This is a genomic window from Nocardioides sp. (assembly GCF_016462705.1).
Classification (GTDB): domain Bacteria; phylum Actinomycetota; class Actinomycetes; order Propionibacteriales; family Nocardioidaceae; genus Nocardioides.
Map to the genome: position 1 here is coordinate 1 of NZ_JAEMSS010000095.1, position 16,195 is coordinate 16,195.

At 72.9% G+C, this 16,195-nt stretch carries 17 protein-coding genes and 1 pseudogene; 2 read left to right on the forward strand and 16 right to left on the reverse strand.

The window, feature by feature from the left end; genetic code table 11:
- The 4 genes and pseudogenes from JHD21_RS12925 to JHD21_RS12940 form a co-directional block, all read right to left on the reverse strand.
- Window positions 1-202: pseudogene (locus JHD21_RS12925) on the reverse strand (hypothetical protein); the annotation flags it as partial.
- A gap of 45 nt (window positions 203-247) precedes the next feature.
- Entirely contained in the window at window positions 248-1,621 is a 1,374-nt protein-coding gene (locus JHD21_RS12930) for an NAD(P)/FAD-dependent oxidoreductase (RefSeq protein WP_292675844.1), read from the reverse strand.
- A 108-nt stretch (window positions 1,622-1,729) separates the two neighbouring features.
- On the reverse strand, window positions 1,730-3,166 hold the full coding sequence (locus JHD21_RS12935) for an NAD(P)/FAD-dependent oxidoreductase (RefSeq protein ID WP_292675847.1): 1,437 nt from the start codon (window positions 3,164-3,166) through the stop codon (window positions 1,730-1,732).
- Between the two features lie 2 nt (window positions 3,167-3,168).
- Window positions 3,169-4,851, reverse strand: a complete 1,683-nt coding sequence (locus tag JHD21_RS12940) for a DUF3556 domain-containing protein (RefSeq protein ID WP_292675849.1) — start codon at window positions 4,849-4,851, stop codon at window positions 3,169-3,171.
- A 54-nt stretch (window positions 4,852-4,905) separates the two neighbouring features.
- Between JHD21_RS12940 and JHD21_RS12945 the strand changes: the two genes are divergently transcribed.
- Window positions 4,906-5,469 carry a TetR/AcrR family transcriptional regulator gene (locus JHD21_RS12945; RefSeq protein WP_292675852.1) on the forward strand — a complete coding sequence of 188 codons (564 nt, stop codon included), beginning with the start codon at window positions 4,906-4,908 and terminating at the stop codon, window positions 5,467-5,469.
- A 15-nt stretch (window positions 5,470-5,484) separates the two neighbouring features.
- Entirely contained in the window at window positions 5,485-6,348 is an 864-nt protein-coding gene (locus JHD21_RS12950) for an MOSC domain-containing protein (protein WP_292675854.1), read from the forward strand.
- On the opposite strand, the gene JHD21_RS12955 is transcribed toward JHD21_RS12950, so the two are convergent.
- The 12 genes from JHD21_RS12955 to JHD21_RS13010 form a co-directional block, all read right to left on the reverse strand.
- Window positions 6,349-7,188: a DUF1206 domain-containing protein gene (locus tag JHD21_RS12955; protein WP_292675855.1), complete on the reverse strand. Its 840-nt coding sequence runs from the start codon at window positions 7,186-7,188 to the stop codon at window positions 6,349-6,351.
- Window positions 7,189-7,218: 30 nt separating this feature from the next.
- Window positions 7,219-7,620 carry a transcription antitermination factor NusB gene (gene nusB / locus JHD21_RS12960; RefSeq protein ID WP_292675858.1) on the reverse strand — a complete coding sequence of 134 codons (402 nt, stop codon included), beginning with the start codon at window positions 7,618-7,620 and terminating at the stop codon, window positions 7,219-7,221.
- Window positions 7,617-8,180, reverse strand: coding sequence for an elongation factor P (gene efp / locus JHD21_RS12965; protein WP_292675861.1), 564 nt, complete (start codon window positions 8,178-8,180; stop codon window positions 7,617-7,619). The genes nusB and efp overlap by 4 nt, the downstream gene beginning before the upstream one ends.
- Before the next feature lie 71 nt (window positions 8,181-8,251).
- A complete protein-coding gene (locus JHD21_RS12970) occupies window positions 8,252-8,710 on the reverse strand; it encodes a type II 3-dehydroquinate dehydratase (protein WP_292675864.1) in 459 nt (152 codons plus the stop codon).
- On the reverse strand, window positions 8,707-9,777 hold the full coding sequence (aroB, locus tag JHD21_RS12975; protein WP_292675867.1) for a 3-dehydroquinate synthase: 1,071 nt from the start codon (window positions 9,775-9,777) through the stop codon (window positions 8,707-8,709). The genes JHD21_RS12970 and aroB overlap by 4 nt, the downstream gene beginning before the upstream one ends.
- Window positions 9,774-10,274, reverse strand: a complete 501-nt coding sequence (locus tag JHD21_RS12980; RefSeq protein ID WP_365696064.1) for a shikimate kinase — start codon at window positions 10,272-10,274, stop codon at window positions 9,774-9,776. Before JHD21_RS12980 ends, aroB begins: the two co-directional genes overlap by 4 nt.
- 7 nt (window positions 10,275-10,281) lie before the next feature.
- Window positions 10,282-11,463 carry a chorismate synthase gene (gene aroC / locus JHD21_RS12985; protein ID WP_292675869.1) on the reverse strand — a complete coding sequence of 394 codons (1,182 nt, stop codon included), beginning with the start codon at window positions 11,461-11,463 and terminating at the stop codon, window positions 10,282-10,284.
- Between the two features lie 12 nt (window positions 11,464-11,475).
- The gene (locus tag JHD21_RS12990) at window positions 11,476-12,207 is read right to left on the reverse strand and encodes an A24 family peptidase (protein ID WP_292675872.1); all 732 of its coding nucleotides are present in this window, start codon (window positions 12,205-12,207) and stop codon (window positions 11,476-11,478) included.
- Complete coding sequence (locus tag JHD21_RS12995; RefSeq protein ID WP_292675874.1) at window positions 12,204-13,040, reverse strand: shikimate dehydrogenase; 837 nt, start codon at window positions 13,038-13,040, stop codon at window positions 12,204-12,206. Before JHD21_RS12995 ends, JHD21_RS12990 begins: the two co-directional genes overlap by 4 nt.
- Window positions 13,041-13,059: 19 nt before the next feature.
- Window positions 13,060-14,241, reverse strand: coding sequence for an endolytic transglycosylase MltG (mltG, locus tag JHD21_RS13000; protein ID WP_292675877.1), 1,182 nt, complete (start codon window positions 14,239-14,241; stop codon window positions 13,060-13,062).
- Window positions 14,238-14,711 carry a Holliday junction resolvase RuvX gene (gene ruvX, locus JHD21_RS13005; RefSeq protein WP_292675881.1) on the reverse strand — a complete coding sequence of 158 codons (474 nt, stop codon included), beginning with the start codon at window positions 14,709-14,711 and terminating at the stop codon, window positions 14,238-14,240. Before ruvX ends, mltG begins: the two co-directional genes overlap by 4 nt.
- Window positions 14,708-16,195: alanine--tRNA ligase-related protein (locus tag JHD21_RS13010; protein ID WP_292675884.1), on the reverse strand; the 1,488-nt coding region annotated here is incomplete at its 5' end. The genes ruvX and JHD21_RS13010, both read right to left, overlap by 4 nt.

Consider the following 16,195-nt stretch of genomic DNA (forward strand, 5'->3'; position numbering starts at 1 on the left):
GAGGCGGAGGAGGCTGCTCGCCCGCCGGCGGGCCGACCGCGGGCAGCGGGTCCGTCAGCGGGTCCGGTGCCGGGGCCCCGTCGGCCCGTGCCTGCTCGGCGGCGTAGGCCGCCAGCTCCTCGGGGGTGTAGAGCCGGTCGCTGGTGTCATCGGCTGCGTCGAGCGAGGCGCCGTCCGACAAGGGGCGTGGGGACTCCGACATGTGTCGCATTCCTCCGGTTCCGAGTTCCGTCAGGTACGCCGCACCCTACGCGTTCCCCGCCTCGTGCAGCTTGCCCAGCGCGACCTGGATCGCACGGTGGAACGTGGGGTAGGCGAAGTGCATGCGGCGCAGCACCGGGAGAGGTACCCCGGCGTGCACCGCGGTCACCAGCATCCCCAGCACCTCGCCGCCGAAGGGGGCGACCACCGTGGCACCGACCAGGACGTCGCGGTCCACGTCGCTGACCAGCTTGACCACGCCGGTCGTGCCCGGACCGTGCACCCAACCCCGGCTGGACCGCTCGACGTCGGCGGTGGCCACCCGCACAGGCAGCCCCTGGTCGCGGGCCTCCGCCTCGGTGAGACCGACCGAGCCGACCTCGGGGTCGGTGAAGGTCACCCTGCTGACCGCGTGGTACTCGGCTCGCACGTCCTCGGTCCCGAGGATGTCCGCGACGGCGACGTACGCCTGGTAGCGCGACACGTGGGTGAACGCGCCGCGGCCGGTGATGTCGCCGACCGCCCAGAGCCGTTCCCCCGCCCGCGACCGGTCGTCCACGTCGACCTGGTGGGCCTCGGGGTCCAGTCCGACGGTGTCGAGGCCGATGTCGGCGATGTTGTTGGACCGGCCGGCGGCGACCAGCAGCTGGTCGGCGACGAGCTCGGTGCCGTCCACGAGCAGCGTGAACCGGCCGTCGTGGCTCACTCGCTGGACCTCGACCCCGGCGCGGACCTCGATACCCTCGTCCCGCAGCACCGCGGTGAGCACCTCGCTCGCCTCGGGCTCCTCCGCGGCCACGATCCGGTCGGCGGCCTCCAGCAGGGTCACCTGGGCCCCGAAACGCGCGAACGCCTGGGCGAGCTCGACGCCGTTGGGGCCGCCGCCCACGACGACCAGCGTGCTCGGGACCTCGGTGACCAACATGGCCTCCCGGTTGGTCCAGTACGGCGTCTGGGCGAGCCCGTCGACAGGCAGCCGGGCCGGTTCGGTGCCGGTGTTGAGGACGACTCCGCGGGCGGCCTCGAAGGTCCGCGGGCCGTCCTCGGTCTCCACGATGACGCGACCCACGCCGTCGAGCCGCCCGTGGCCGCGCACGATCCGCACCCCGGCGTCCTCGAGCGGGCCGGCGTGGTGGTGGTCGGTCCAGTCGTGGTTGGCCTCCCGGACCCTGGCCGCGACCAGCGACCAGTCGGGGGCGACCTCGACCCGGCCGGCCAGTGCGGGCACCCGGCGCGCCTCCGCCAGGACGTCGGCGGCGCGGACCATCAGCTTGGACGGGGTGCAGCCCCAGAACGGGCACTCGCCACCGACCAGCGCCCGGTCGACCCCGACCACGTCGAGCCCTGCCTCGGCGAGCTTCCGGGCGGCGTACTCACCGCCGGGGCCGAGCCCCAGCACCACGACGTCGACATTCACCATGGCGCCACCCTGACATCCCGCCCATCATGATCCGGTGAGCACGACCCGACGACGTCCGCGGGCATCGGCTGCCTCGCGGTGGAGGGCCTGGCCGAACCGTCGAGGCGGTCAGCCTGCTCCGAGGTACGTCAGCGCCCGGGCGGCCGCGCGGTAGCCGCACATCCCGTGGACACCGGCGCCCGGCGGGGTCGCCGACGAGCACAGGTAGTGCCCAGGGACGCCGGTGGCGTAGGGGTCGCCCAGGATCTTGGGCCGGCCCACGAGCTGCGTGAGGTTGTTGGCGCCGCCGGCGATGTCCCCACCCACGTAGTTGGGGTTGTCGGCCGCGAAGCCCGCGGGGTCCCGCACGGCGGTCGCGACGATGCGCTCGCGGACGCCGGGGGCGAAGCGCTCGATCTGGTCGAGCACGATCTGCTCCCCCGGACCGCTCCAGCGCGCCGGGACGTGCGCGTAGGCCCAGACCGGGTGGACGTCCCCCACGGCCCGGGTGGGGTCGGCGAGCGACTGCTGGGCGAGCAGGACGAACGGCCGCTCCGGCATGCGTCCGGCGCAGACGGCCGCCTCCGCCTCCGCGATCTCCTCGAAGGTCCCGCCCAGGTGAACCGTCCCGGCCCGGCGCGCGGCCTCGTTGGTCCAGGGGATGCCGCCGCGGACCGCGAGGTCGACCTTGAAGGAGCCCGGTCCGTACTTCCAGCGGCGGTACGCACGCCGGGTGCCGCCCGGCAGCTCCTCCCCGAGGATGTCGGCGACGGCGCCGGGTCCGGTGTCGTAGAGGGTGACCCGCGCCGCGGGCAGGTCCGCGCGCGAGGTGACCGGGTGGCCGGTCACGATCGTGCCGCCGAGCGAGCGGAGGAGCGAGGCCAGCGCGTGGGTGATGCTCGCCGAGCCGCCCTCGGCCACCGGCCAGCCGTGGACGTGGCCCGCCGCGAACAGCATCATCGCCACCGATGCCGTGGCCGGCCGGTCGAGCGGTCGGAAGACGTGGGCGGCCGAGCCGCCGAACAGCGCCTTGGCCTGCGGCGTCCTGAAGCGCCTCACGAACAGGCTGGCCGGCAGTCCCCCGCGCAACCCGAACCGGGCCATCCGGACCGGGTGCGCCGGCCAGCGGAGGACCGGGCCGAGGATGTCGTCGGCCAGGTCGGCGAAGCCGTCGACGACCGGGGCGAAGGCCCGCCGCCAGGCGGGTCCGTCGACGCCCAGCCCGGCACACGTCTCCTCCAGCGAGCGCACCATGACCCCGGCCGACCCGTCGTCGAGGGGGTGGGCCAGGTCGATCTCCGGGTAGCGCCAGACCAGCCCGTGCTCCTCGAGCGGCAGCGAGGCGAAGAACGGCGACGCGAGCCCGAACGGGTGCACGGCCGAGCACAGGTCGTGGATGACGCCGGGGACCGTGAGCTCCTCGCTGCGGGTGCCGCCGCCGATGGTGTCGGCACCCTCGAGGACGGTCACCGAGTGCCCGGCGCGGGCGAGCGCGACGGCGGCCGCGAGCCCGTTGGGCCCGGACCCCACGACCACGGCGTCCAGCACCCCTCCAGTGTCGACCACGTTCAGGAGGTGACGTGCACCGGGATGTCGAGGTCGGTGGGCTGGCGGCTCACCATGTCCGCGACCTCGACGTAGCCCCGCTCGAGCTCGCCGGTCGCCGCGTCGACGAGCCGGTAGCGCTGGGTGGTCTTGTGGAAGGGCTGCGCCTCGAGCATCACGACCCGCACCTCACCCGGCTCGAAGTGGCAGCGTCTCTGCAGGGCTGCCACCAGTCGCTCGTCGTGCAGGTGGCCGTCGCCGAAGTTCCAGCCCAGCGCCGTGCCGGCCACCATCTCGCCGTCGATGACCAGGTAGTCCTCGTGCTCGGGTCCGCAGGCGCGCTCGACGAGCGCGAAGAGCGCCCGCCCGTGCGTGTGCATGCCGCGGAACGCGTAGCCGAGGTTCATGGTCATCGCGACGACGTCCTCGTCGCCGTACATCTTCTCCAGCTGTTGGTGGGGCATCAGCGAGGCCTTGACCAGGTGGGCGTCCATCTTGTCGAGGGCGTCGCCGCGGAAGCACCACATCGAGGTGTCCCAGTTGCCGGCGTAGTAGCGCATCGCGGGCAGGAAGGAGACGAGGTCCGGGCGCAGGTTGCCGAGCAGGACGACAGCGGCCACGACCGTCATGAGCAGGACCACCGGAACCGGGTCGGTGAGGTCGGTGACGCCCACCCCGGCACCGCCCACGAACAGGTTGACGATCCCGATCATCATGAAGACGTTCCACTCCAGCGGCACGCCCATCGGCAGGCTCGACAGGATGTGGAAGTGGAACAGCAGCATGCCCACCGCGGCCACGTTGGTCACGACCCCTCCGTCGCCGAGCAGGAGCAGCAGCGGGACGACGTACTCGAACACCGTGCCGCCGTGGGCGAGGGCCCGCGACAAGCCCGAGGGCCGCAGGTCGTCGGGGAAGTCCCGGTGGAAGCGCCGCTTGATCCGCTTCGACCGCCACACGGGGCTGTTGCTCTCCATGGCGGCCACCACGAACGGGAAGTGCCGGTTGACCTTGGAGGTCGCCGCCCCCCACCAGATCGCCACCATGACCAGCTGCGCGGCGACGAAGGCGTCCACCCCGCTGTTGATGAACAGGTAGGTGACCGCGAGCGTCCCGTAGACCTCGGACCGGGCCGCCAGGAAGATGACCTTGTCCCGGAGGCCGACCATGGCCAGCACGACCAGCACGACGAGCACCTGCCACCGAGGCAGTGCGCCCCAGGCAGCGACGGCGAGCGACACCAGCAGGGCGGCGTAGAGCACGACGTCGACCACGGCGCGGGTGTCGCCGCCCGTGAGCGGGACCCGGGTGCCCCAGGGCGCGAGCCGGATCGTGCCGGGCCGCAGCCAGTACAGGAACGAACCGAGCGGCGGGGTCATCCGCAGGTTGAGCGGGCCGAACCCGCAGCCGAGGCCGAGGACCTCGAAGAGCATGGTCCAGAGGACGAACTTGTAGAAGACCGCCGGCGAGTCCCACCAGCGCCCGACCTCCGTGAAGCCGTCGATGCCCGGCGTGGAGAGCACGAAGAGCCAGCCGACAAGGAGGTAGAGCGCGATCTTGAGGACGTAGACGAGGGTCACGGCGTCGGGCGAGCCGAATCCCACCTCGCAGAAGTGGCGGACGAGGGGCTTCATCCGCTCCTGACGCGTGCCTCGGCGCCAGGCGGGGAGGTCGAGGTCCGGGTGGCTCGGCTGCAGGAAACCCACGGGCCGAACGTAGAGGTTGTAGACACTTCTGCACAAGTGTCTACACTCGGTCGGGTGAGCGCTCGCACCCGGATCCTCGACGCCGCCGAGGCGTGCCTGCGCCGGGACGGCATCCGGCGGACCACGGTGGCGGGCGTGGCGGCCGAGGCGGGCCTGTCCCGGGCCTACGTGCACCGGTTGTTCTCCGACAAGAGCACGCTCGTCTCGGCCACGCTGATCCGGCGGGACGAGCAGTTCTGGAAGGACGCGCACGCCCGCATCTCGGCCGCCGACGACGTCGCCGGGATGGTCGCCGAGGCGGTGCTGCTCTCCCGGGCGGCGCCCCTCGGCCCCCTCGCGCTCGACCTCGCCGAGGCCGAGCCGGAGGCCTACGCCCAGGTGATGGGGACCTACGTCCACGACATCGTCCCCGGGTTGCTCGACTTCTGGGTGGCCGAGCTCGCGGCCGCCAAGGAGCGCGGGCTGGTCCGGGCCGACCTGGACGTCGAGGACGCCGCCGAGTGGGTGATCCGGGTCCTGGTCTCCCTGGTCGGCATCCCCGGCCGCCGGGTCGACGCCGACGACGGCGACTCGCTGCGCTCCCACCTGGGGACGTTCCTGTCCCCCGCGCTGGAGTAGACCTAGGGTTTCGGCATGGCTGTCGTCGTGACCGAGATCCGCCGGTTCCCCGTGAAGTCCTGCCGCGGCGAGCTGCTCGACGAGGGCGTCGTCGAGCCGTGGGGACTGCGCGGCGACCGCCGCTGGATGCTCGTCGACGACCTCGGCGAGGCGGTCACGATCCGCGAGCGCAAGGGCCTGCTCCTCGTGCATCCCGAGCTGCGTGACGACGGCGGCCTGGTGGTCCGGGACACCTCCGGCTCAGGTCTCCCCGACCTGTCGGTGGACCTTCCCACCGGCGCCGAGACGACCCCGGTCAGCCTCTTCCGCGGCACCCCGTTCCTCGCGGCACTGGCGGCTCCCGAGGCGCACGAGTGGTTCAGCAAGGCGGTGGGCGACGCCGTCCGGCTCGTGCACGCCGACGACCCGTCGCGCCGCCCCGCCAACCCGGCGTACGCCGGCCCGGGCGTGCCGATGGCGTTCGCCGACGGCTACCCGCTGCACCTCACCACCGAGGAGTCGCTCGCCGACCTCAACGCGCAGATCGCGGAGGGTCCGATGGCCGCCCAGGGCCCGCTCCCCATGGTCCGGTTCCGGCCCAACATCGTGGTCGCCGGCGCCGACCCGTGGGCCGACGACGGCTGGGCCAGGATCAAGGTCGGCGCGGCCGTCTTCCGGGCCGTCAAGGGCTGCCCGCGCTGCGCCATCCCCACGACCGACCCCGAGACCGCAGAGCGGTCCAAGGAGCCGACGGCGACGCTGGCCCGGACCCGGCGCTGGGACGGTGCCGTGTGGTTCGGCACCAACCTGGTGTGCGACACCCCCGGCGTGACGATCCGGGTCGGCGACGAGGTCGAGGTGCTCGAGACCCGCGACCCTGCCGACGGGCCGCCGCGCTAGCTACCTCGAGAGGTGCCTCGCCCGGGCCAGGCAGAACAGCCCGTAGCACCCGATCCCCACGGCGATGACGCCGAGCAGGACCGGGCCGAACGGCTTGTCGAGCACCTCGTGCAGCGCCTGGTCCAGCCCGCCCGACTCCTCGGCGTCGTGGGTGAGGGCCGCGTAGCAGAACAGCGAGCCGACGACTCCCAGCGCGACCCCCTTGGCGGCGTAGCCGACCTTGCCGAACCAGAGGTACGCCCTGCCGGTGCTGCCGCTCTTGCCCTCGGCGTCCAGGTGCTTGGCGAACTTCTCGGTCCAGGCGCGCACCGCGAAGGCGACGCCGACGCCGACGATGCCCAGGCCGACGGCCCCCACCAGCAGCTGTCCGGCAGGGAGGTCCATGATCGTCGCGGTCATCGAGTCGGTCTGCTTCTCCGACGACTTCCCGGAGGACCCAGAGCCGACGGCCACCTTCACCGCGCTGATCCCGATCGCGGCGTACACGGCGCACTTGCCCGCCGAGAGCAGCCGCTTGCCGGTGCGCTTGCCGCCGTCCTCGTCCCGGTGGCCCGCGACCGCCTCGATGCCCTGCCAGACCACCAGCAGGAACATGCCGATCGCGACGGCCCAGACCAGCACCTTGCCGAACGGCTGCTGCGCGAGCTCGCTGATGGCCCCCGAGCTCGACGGCGACCCCTGGCGGTCGCCGAACGCCAGCTGCAGCGCGAGCCAGGCGATCACCAGGTGCACGACGCCGTACGCCGTCAGCCCGACCCGCGCGGCGACGTCCAGCCAGTCACTGCCGTCCTGCCGGCCGACCTTGTGCGCGGCACGCGTCAGCACCTCTCCCTCACCCATGCGGGTGCCGGTACCCCGCGCCGGGACGGTTCAGCCCGCGGTCTGGCGCAGGACCGCGCCGAGGACCCCGTTGACGAACGACGGGGACTCGTCGGTCGACAGGTCACGGGCCAGCGCGACCGCCTCGGACACGGCCACCGCGTCCGGCACGTCGTCGACGTAGAGCATCTCGTAGACGCCGAGCCGCAGCACGTTGCGGTCGACCCCGGGCATCCGGTCGAGGGTCCAGCCCTGGGCGTGCTCGCTCAGCAGCGCGTCGATCCGCTCCTGCTCGGCGACCACGCCCCGGACCAGCGTCTCGGTGTAGTCGTTGGTCGGGCCCTCGCCGTCGGCGATCGCCGTCTCGAGCGCCTCGACCGCCGACTCACCGCGCAGGTCCGCGGCGAAGAGCACGTCCAGAGCCCGCTTGCGGGCCTTCGAACGTGCTGTCACGAGGAGATGCGGCCCAGGTACGACGAGTCGCGCGTGTCCACCTTGATCCGCTCGCCGGTGGTGATGAACAGCGGCACCTGCACGGTCGCGCCGGTCTCGACGGTGGCGGGCTTGGTGCCGCCGGTCGAGCGGTCGCCCTGGAGCCCCGGCTCGGTGTAGGTGACCTCCAGCTCGACCGAGGCGGGGAGCTCGATGTAGAGGACCCGGCCGTCGTTGCTGGCCACGATCGCCTCCTGGTTCTCCAGCAGGAAGTTGCTGGCGTCACCGACGATCTCGGGCGTGATCTCGACCTGGTCGTAGGTCTGCACGTCCATGAAGACGTAGGAGGTGCCGTCGTTGTAGAGGTACTGCATCGTCCGCTTGTCGACGTTGGCGACCTCAACCTTCACGTCCGCGTTGAAGGTCTTGTCCACGGTCTTGCCGGACTCGACGTTCTTGAGCTTGGAGCGCACCACGGCGCCGCCCTTGCCGGGCTTGTGGTGCTGGAACCAGATGACCTGCCAGAGCTGGCCGTCCAGGTTGAGCACCATGCCGTTCTTCAGGTCGTTGGTCGTTGCCATGCGCGCGGATCAGCCTTCGGGTCGAGGGGCGTTTCGGTAGCCGCCCGTCGTCCGGGCAGCAACCGCCGAGTCTAGTGCGCCGGGTGTGGTGGGTCCGATTCAGCGGCCGCGATCCGCTCGAGCGCCAGCCGGTAGCCCTCGATCCCGTGGCCGGCCACGACCTCGACGGCGTACGCCGTGATGACGGAGTGGTGCCGGAACTCCTCCGGCCGCTGGTGCGGGTCGCTGATGTGCACCTCGACCAGCGGCGCGGTGAGCTGGGCGCACGCGTCGAGGAGCGCGTAGGAGTAGTGCGTCCACGCCGCGGCGTTGAGCACCACGGGCGTGTCGTCGTCGGCGGCGGCGTTGAGCCAGTCGAGCAGCTCGCCCTCGTGGTTGGTCTGGCGCACCTCGACCTCGAGCCCGAGCGCCCCACCCCAGGTGACGCACAGCTCCGCCAGCTCGGCGTGGGTGGTCGTGCCGTAGATCTCCGGCTGCCGCCTGCCGAGCCGGCCCAGGTTGGGGCCGTTGAGGACCAGGACCCGGGTCACACCGCTCCCCCGATCTCGGCGTACGCCGCCCGCAGCAGGTCCTCCGACGGGCCGGTCAGCACGACGGGACGGGCCAGCCCGTCGAGGATCACGAAGCGCAGGGTGTCGCCGCGGGTCTTCTTGTCCACACGCATCACCTTCAGCAGGTCGTCGAACGGCGCGTCCGCCCACGAGGTCGGCAGCCCCAAGGAGCCGAGCACCTCGGCGTGCCGCGCCGCGGTCGCGCCGTCCAGCCGTCCGGCGAGCCGGGCCAGCGCCGCGACGTAGACCATGCCGATCGAGACCGCCTCGCCGTGCCGCACCGCGTAGCCGGTCACCTTCTCGATCGCGTGGGCGAGCGTGTGGCCGTAGTTGAGGGCCTCGCGGCCCGGGTGCCCGCCGACTCCCCCGGTCTCCTTGAGGTCGCCGGCCACCACGTGCGCCTTCACCGTCACGGACCGCTCGACCATCTCGAGCAGCGCCGGCGCGGCCGGGTCGAGCACCGCGGCGGGGTCGGCCGCAACGACGTCCAGGATCACGGGGTCGGCGATGAACCCGCACTTGACGACCTCGGCGAGCCCGCTGACGAGCTCGGCGGCCGGCAGCGTCGTGAGCAGGTCGACGTCGCAGAGGACCCCGGCGGGCTCGTGGAAGGCACCGACGAGGTTCTTGCCGGCACCGGTGTCGATCCCGGTCTTGCCGCCCACGGCAGCGTCCACCATGGCCAGCAGCGTGGTCGGGACGTGCACGACCCGGACACCGCGCAGCCAGGTCGCCGCGATGAAGCCTCCGACATCGGTCGTCGCCCCACCGCCCACGGTGACGACCGCGTCGGACCGGGTGAAGCCGGCCGCACCCAACCGCTCCCAGGCGTCGGCGACCACCGTCGCGGTCTTGGCGGCCTCTCCGTCGGGGACCTCGAGGTCGAGGACCTCGTAGTCGCCGGGCAGGTCGACGGTGAGCCCCGGGGCGTGCACGAGCGCGACGCGGCGTACCCCGTCACCCAGCAGCGACGGCACCCGGTCGAGGACGCCGCGCCCGACGACGACGTCGTAGGGCGCCGGACCGTCGACCCGGATCGTGCTCATCCGAGCGCCTCGCGGATCTCCGCGACGACCTCGGCGGGGTCCTTGCCATCGGTGTCGACGGTGAGGGTGGCGACCGACTCGTAGACCGGCGTCCGCTCGTCGAGCAGCGCCTTGATCCGGGACCGGACGTTGCCGAGCAGCAGCGGTCGCGAGCTGCCCAGGCCGACCCGCTTCACGGCCTCGGCGAGGCCGACCCTGAGGAACACGACCCGGTGCCCGCGCAGCAGGTCGCGGGTGGCGGGGTCGAGGACCGCGCCCCCGCCCAGGGACAGCACGCCCTCGTGGGCGGCGAGCGCCTCGGCGACCGCCTTGCGCTCCAGGTCGCGGAAGTGCGCCTCACCCGAGTCCACGAAGACGTCCGAGATCGACCGGCCCTCGAGCGCCTCGACGTCGGCGTCGGTGTCCCGGGCCGGGACCCCCCAGGCCTCGGCGAGCAGGGCGCCGACGGTGGACTTGCCGGCGCCCATGGGGCCCACCAGCACGACACGCGCCGTCACAGCAGGCTCACCTGAACCTCAACGTGTCCAGGTAGCTCTCGGCGTTGCGGCGGGTCTCCTGGACCGCGTCGCCGCCGAACTTCTCCAGGACGGCGTCGGCGAGCACGAGCGCCACCATCGCCTCGGCCACGATGCCGGCGGCCGGCACGGCGCACACGTCCGAGCGCTGGTGGTGGGCCACGGCCTCCTCGCCCGTCGCGACGTCCACGGTGCGCAGCGCCCGGGGCACGGTGGCGATCGGCTTCATGGCGGCCCGGACCCGGAGGACCTCACCGGTGGTCATGCCGCCCTCGGTCCCGCCGGACCGGCCGCTGACCCGGCGGATGCCCTCGGGCGTGGCGACCATCTCGTCGTGCGCCAGCGAGCCCGGGGTGGCGGCCAGCGCGAACCCGTCGCCGACCTCGACGCCCTTGATCGCCTGGATGCCCATCAGTGCGCCGGCCAGCCGCGAGTCCAGGCGGCGGTCCCAGTGGACGTGGGAGCCGAGACCTGGTGGCAGCCCGTGGACGACCACCTCGACCACGCCGCCGAGCGTGTCGCCGTCGTCGTGCGCCTGGTCGATCCGCTCGACCATCTGCTTGCTGGTGTCCGCGTCCAGGCAGCGCACCGGGTCGTCGTCCAGGCGGGTGACGTCGTCCGGCTCGGGCCAGAGCCCGTCGGGGGCCCGGACGCCGCCGAGCTCGATGACGTGCGAGACGATCCGGGCGCCGACCGCCTGCTCGAGGAAGTTGGACGCGACCCGGCCGAGTGCCACCCGGGCCGCCGTCTCCCGGGCCGAGGCGCGCTCGAGCACGGGCCGCGCCTCGTCGAACCCGTACTTCTGCATGCCGGCGAGGTCGGCGTGGCCGGGCCGGGGACGGGTCAGGGGAGCGTTGCGCGCCGACCCCTCCAGCATCACCGGGTCGACCGGGTCGGCCGACATGACCGTCTCCCACTTGGGCCACTCGGTGTTGGCGATCTGGATCGCCACCGGCCCGCCCTGGGTGCGGCCGTGCCGGACGCCGCCGACGACGGTGACCTCGTCGCGCTCGAACTTCATCCGGGCGCCACGGCCGTAGCCCAGCCGGCGCCGGGCCAACGCATCGCTGATGTCGTCGGAGGTCACCGAGACGTGCGCGGGCAGCCCCTCGAGGATCGCCACCAGGGAGGGTCCGTGGGACTCACCCGCGGTCAGCCAGCGCAACGTCATGGGGGGATTGTTTCAGGAGTAGAGCAGGTCGATGACCGGCTGTCCGGCCAGGACGCCCACGAGGGCCCCGACCAGCATGAACGGACCGAACGGGTAGCCCTTGCGGTCCACCACCTTGAGCAGCGCCAGGACGCCACCGATCACCGCGCCGAGCAGGAACCCGCCGTAGAGCCCGACCAGCCACTCGCTCCACCCCAGGTAGCCCAGTACCAGGCCCAGCAGCGCCGACAGCCGGACGTCGCCGAACCCCATGCCGCTCGGGTAGACGAACCACAGCACGAAGAACACCAGGAACGCCGCCACGCAGCCGACCAGCGTCCGCACGACCGTGCCGGTCCCCCCGTCGAACCCGTCCAGCGCCCAGCTGGCCGCGACCGTGACGAGGGACCCGGCCAGCGCGGGCAGGATGATCAGGCGGGGCAGCAGCCGGGTCCGCCAGTCGATGACGGCCAGCGCCACCGACACCGGGACGAGCGGCAGCACCACCAGCAGCGGCCATGACCAGCCCAGGCCGAGGCCGAGCAGCGCGGCCGCGACCCCGCCCGCGACCGCGGCCTTCAGCGCGAGTCCCGGGAGGGCCGCGATGTCGGCGTAGAGCTCCTTCGGTTCCTCGGGCTCCGGGTCGGGCGGCTCCGGCTCCGGGTCGGGCTCGGGCAGCCGGCCGATGAGCCACGGGACCAGCGGACCGGACGCGAGACCCAGGACGCCGGTCACCGCCGCGGTGACCGGCTGGAGGTCGGTCACCGTGCCCGCCTCGACTCGAGCGCTTCCTCGGCGGCGCGGCGCATGGCACCGGCCGGGACGTCGAGCCGGCCGGTCATCGCCGCCACCTGGTCGACCGCCTGGGCGACCAGCAGGTCGAGCCCGCTGATCACGGCGTGCCCGGCCCGCGTGGCCGCCTCGGCCAGGGGGGTGGGCCAGGGCTCGTAGACGACCTCGAAGACCAGCCCGATCCCGGCGACGGCCGCCAGCAGCTCCGGGACCTGGGCGGAGGCCGGGACGGTCGAGACCAGGACGTCGGCCTCGAGGCGGGTCGTGGAGACCTCGTCGAAGGTGCGCACCACCGTCTCGGGCCCTCCGGGGCGGCCGAGGACCACCCGCAGCGTCTCCTCCACCCGGGCCGGGTCCCGGACCACCAGCGTGGCGTGCCGGGTGCCGCGCTCGGCGAGGGCCAACAGGAGCGACGCGGCCGTCGCGCCGCCGCCGAGGACCACCGCGCGGTCCACCGGCCGCTCCTCGTGGTCGCCGAGCGCCGCCAGCGCCCCGGTCACGTCGGTGTTGAGCCCGTGCCGGTGGCCGTCCTCGTCCAGGACGATCGTGTTGCACACCGAGGTCAGCCGCACCCACTCGTCCCGGGTGTCCAGGAGCGGCACGGCCTCCCGCTTCAGGGGCATGGTCAGCGAGAGCCCGCGCCACTCGGCCGGGTCCAGCCCGGCCACGAACCCGGCCAGTCCCCCCGTCGCCACCTGCACGGCGTCGTACCGCCAGCCGTCGAGCCCCCACGCGTCGTACGCCGCCCGGTGGATCGCCGGTGACAGGGAGTGGCCGATCGGGTCTCCGAGCACGGCGCACCTCATCGTCGGGCTCCTCGCAGGCTCAGCACCGGTCGGACTGGGTCTCGCAGTACTCGCGGAACTCGTTCTTGAACTCCAGGAACTCGTCGTAGTCCTCGGTGAACTTGGTCTCGCCGGTCTCCAGGTTGACCGTGACGTAGAAGAACCAGGGACCCTCGTCCGGGTTGAGCGCCGCCTCCATGGCGGCCTGCCCCGGCGCCTCGATCGGGCCGGGCGGCAGCCCCGGCTGCTCGTAGGTGTTGTACGGCGAGTCGGCGACCGAGTCGATCTCGTCCTCCGTGAGCACCACGATGCCGGGGCGACCCAGCGCGTAGTTGACGGTCGCGTCGATCTGGAGGAGCCCGTTGGCCGGGTTCGGGTCGATCTCCAGCCGGTTGTAGATGACCCGCGCGATCTTCGGCGTGTAGTCGCCGCGACCCTCGGCCTCCACCAGGCTCGCGATCGTCATCATCTCGTGGGGGGTGTAGCCCAGCGCCTCCGCCTTGGCGACCAGGTCCACGTCGGCGGCGGCCTGCTCCCACCGGGCGACCATCGCCCGCAGCATGTCCGCCGGCTGGGCCTCCGGGCCGAACTCGTAGGTCGCCGGGAAGAGGTAGCCCTCCGGGTTGCCCTCGGCGTACGCCGGGAGCCCGAGGGCGGCGGTGTCGGCCAGCGCGGCGTTGAACTGCTTCTTCGTGAAGTCGGTCTCCTCGACCAGTCGCTCCACGATGTCCACCACCCGCAGGCCCTCGGGGATCGTGACCGCCGCGTTGACGGCGTTGGCCGGGTCGACCAGCAGGTTGACCGCGTCCTCGGCCTTCATCTGCAGCCGCATCGTGTAGAAGCCGACCTGGATCCGGGTCGAGTCCGGGTTGGCCGACGCGGCCTCCGTGAAGGCGTCGACGGACTTGACGACGTCGAGCTCCTTGAGGCCGCGGCCCATCTCGGCGACGCTGTCGCCCGACTTGACCTCGAACACCACCTCGCCCGTGCCGGGGCCCGGGTAGTCGGGGGTCCCCTCGAACTGGTCCCTGACGTAGTCCACGCCCTTGGTCACCCCGAGGTAGAGACCACCGAAGAGCAGGGCCAGGACGACCAGGGCGATCAGGCAGCCGGGACCGCGGCGCCGGGACCGCTCCGCCCGGCGACCGCCGGCGGGGGTCCCAGTGGTCTCGGCGAGGAAGCTGCCTGTGTCCGTCGTGGGGCCCGTGTCGTAGTCGGTCATGGGGTCCTCTCGACGAGCTCGCCCGGTGCGGCTCCGCTGGTGCGTTCGGTGTCCAGCACGTGCTGCAGGATCACTACCGCTGCCGCCTGGTCGATCACCTGGCGGCGTTTCGCACCGCCCGGGACGTTACGGTCGCGCAGCATAGCCTCCGCGGTCACGGTGGTCAGCCTCTCGTCGGCGAGCCGGACCCGGACGGGGTCCACGGCTCCGGCCAGCTGCGCCGCCCAGGCCCGCACCTTCGCGGCCGCGGGACCCTCACCCCCCGAGAGCGAGCGGGGCAGCCCGACCACCACCTCGAGGACGTCGGACTCCTCGGTGATGTCCCGGAGGATCTCCACGATCCGGGCGAGGTCACCGCGACCGCGCTTGACCGTCTCCACCGGGGTCGCCAGGAAGCCTGAGGGGTCGCTGCGGGCCACCCCGATCCGGGCGTCGCCGGGATCGAGGCCGAGCCGCACACCGTGTCTCAAAGGACCTTGCCGACCTCGACGCGCACCAGGGCGAGCGCCTCGTCGACGCGCGACGCGTCGGTGCCGCCACCCTGCGCGACGTCGTCCTTGCCACCGCCCTTGCCGCCGACCAGGGGGCCGACCGTTCGGACCAGCTCGTTGGCGCTCAGGCCCCGGGCGCGTGCCTCGTCGTTGACCGCCGCCACGACGGCGACCTTGCCGTCCGACTCGCCGATGACCACGACGACCCCCGGCTGGCCGGCGGGCAGCCGGCCGCGCACGTCGAGCGCCAGGGTCCGGACGTCACCACCGCCGGCGCCCGGGGCGGACGTGGCGACCAGGGCGACCCCGCCGACCTGCTCGGCGCCCGCGGCCAGCTCGCCGGCACGCGCCAGCAGTCCGGCCACGCGGACCTTCTCGAGCTCCCTCTCGGCCGCCCGGAGCTTCTCGAGGATGTCGTGGACCCGACCGGGCAGCTCCTCGGGCCGGACCTTCAGCGCTTCCGACAGCTGCGCCACGAGCACGTGCTCGCGGGCCAGGAACTGGTAGGCGTCGGTCCCGACCAGCGCCTCGACCCGGCGTACGCCGGAGCCGATGGACGACTCCCCGAGCAGCTTGATCACGCCGAGCTTGCCGGAGCTGCCGGCGTGCGTGCCGCCGCACAGCTCGCGGGCCCAGTCCCCGACCGAGACCACGCGCACCTGGTCGCCGTACTTCTCGCCGAACAGCGCCATGGCGCCGGACTTGACCGCCTCGGCCTGGGTCATCACCTCGGCGTGCACGAGCAGGTCGTCGAGGATCACGTCGTTGACCCGGGCCTCGACGTCGGCGAGCACCGACCCGGGCACCGCACCGCTGGCGGAGAAGTCGAACCGGAACCGCCCCGGGGCGTTCTCGGAGCCCGCCTGGGTGGCGGTCTCCCCCAGCGCCTCGCGGAACGCCTTGTGGACCATGTGGGTCGCCGTGTGGGCGCGGGAGATCGACATCCGGCGCTGCAGGTCGACCAGCGAGTGCGCCTCCAGGCCGGTGGTGACCTCCCCGTCCAGGACGGTGGCCTGGTGGACGATCAGGCCGGTGATCGGTGACTGGACGTCGTTCACCCGCAGCCGGGCTCCGTTGGACAGCTCGATGATCCCCTCGTCCGCGAGCTGTCCGCCGCCCTCGGCGTAGAACGGCGTCCGGTCGAGCACGACCTCGATCTCGTCGCCGGCCCGGGCGCTGTCGACCACGCCGTCGGCCGTGACCAGGCCGCGGACGGTGCCGTCGGAGACCACCTCGCCGTAGCCGGTGAACTCCACCGGCGCACCCATCGAGTCGGCGACCGCGCGGTAGGCGGTGGCGTCACGGTGCGCACCCTTCTTGGCGCGCGCGTCGGCCTTCGCCCGGTCCCGCTGCTCCTGCATCAGCCGCCGGAACCCCACCTCGTCGACGTCGAGCCCCTGCTCCGAGGCCATCTCGAGGGTCAGGTCGATCGGGAAGCCGTAGGTGTCGTGCAGCGCGAAGGC

Bases quoted from the DNA above. Each gene is read 5' to 3' on its own strand.
- JHD21_RS12955 (WP_292675855.1), bottom strand. From the start codon at position 7,188: ATGGGTGAGGGAGAGGTGCTGACGCGTGCCGCGCACAAGGTCGGCCGG.
- aroC (WP_292675869.1), bottom strand. From the start codon at position 11,463: ATGACGTTGCGCTGGCTGACCGCGGGTGAGTCCCACGGACCCTCCCTG.
- JHD21_RS12995 (WP_292675874.1), bottom strand. From the start codon at position 13,040: ATGAGGTGCGCCGTGCTCGGAGACCCGATCGGCCACTCCCTGTCACCG.
- mltG (WP_292675877.1), bottom strand. From the start codon at position 14,241: ATGACCGACTACGACACGGGCCCCACGACGGACACAGGCAGCTTCCTC.
- aroB (WP_292675867.1), bottom strand. From the start codon at position 9,777: ATGAGCACGATCCGGGTCGACGGTCCGGCGCCCTACGACGTCGTCGTC.
- JHD21_RS12950 (WP_292675854.1), top strand. From the start codon at position 5,485: ATGGCTGTCGTCGTGACCGAGATCCGCCGGTTCCCCGTGAAGTCCTGC.
- JHD21_RS12930 (WP_292675844.1), bottom strand. From the start codon at position 1,621: ATGGTGAATGTCGACGTCGTGGTGCTGGGGCTCGGCCCCGGCGGTGAG.
- efp (WP_292675861.1), bottom strand. From the start codon at position 8,180: ATGGCAACGACCAACGACCTGAAGAACGGCATGGTGCTCAACCTGGAC.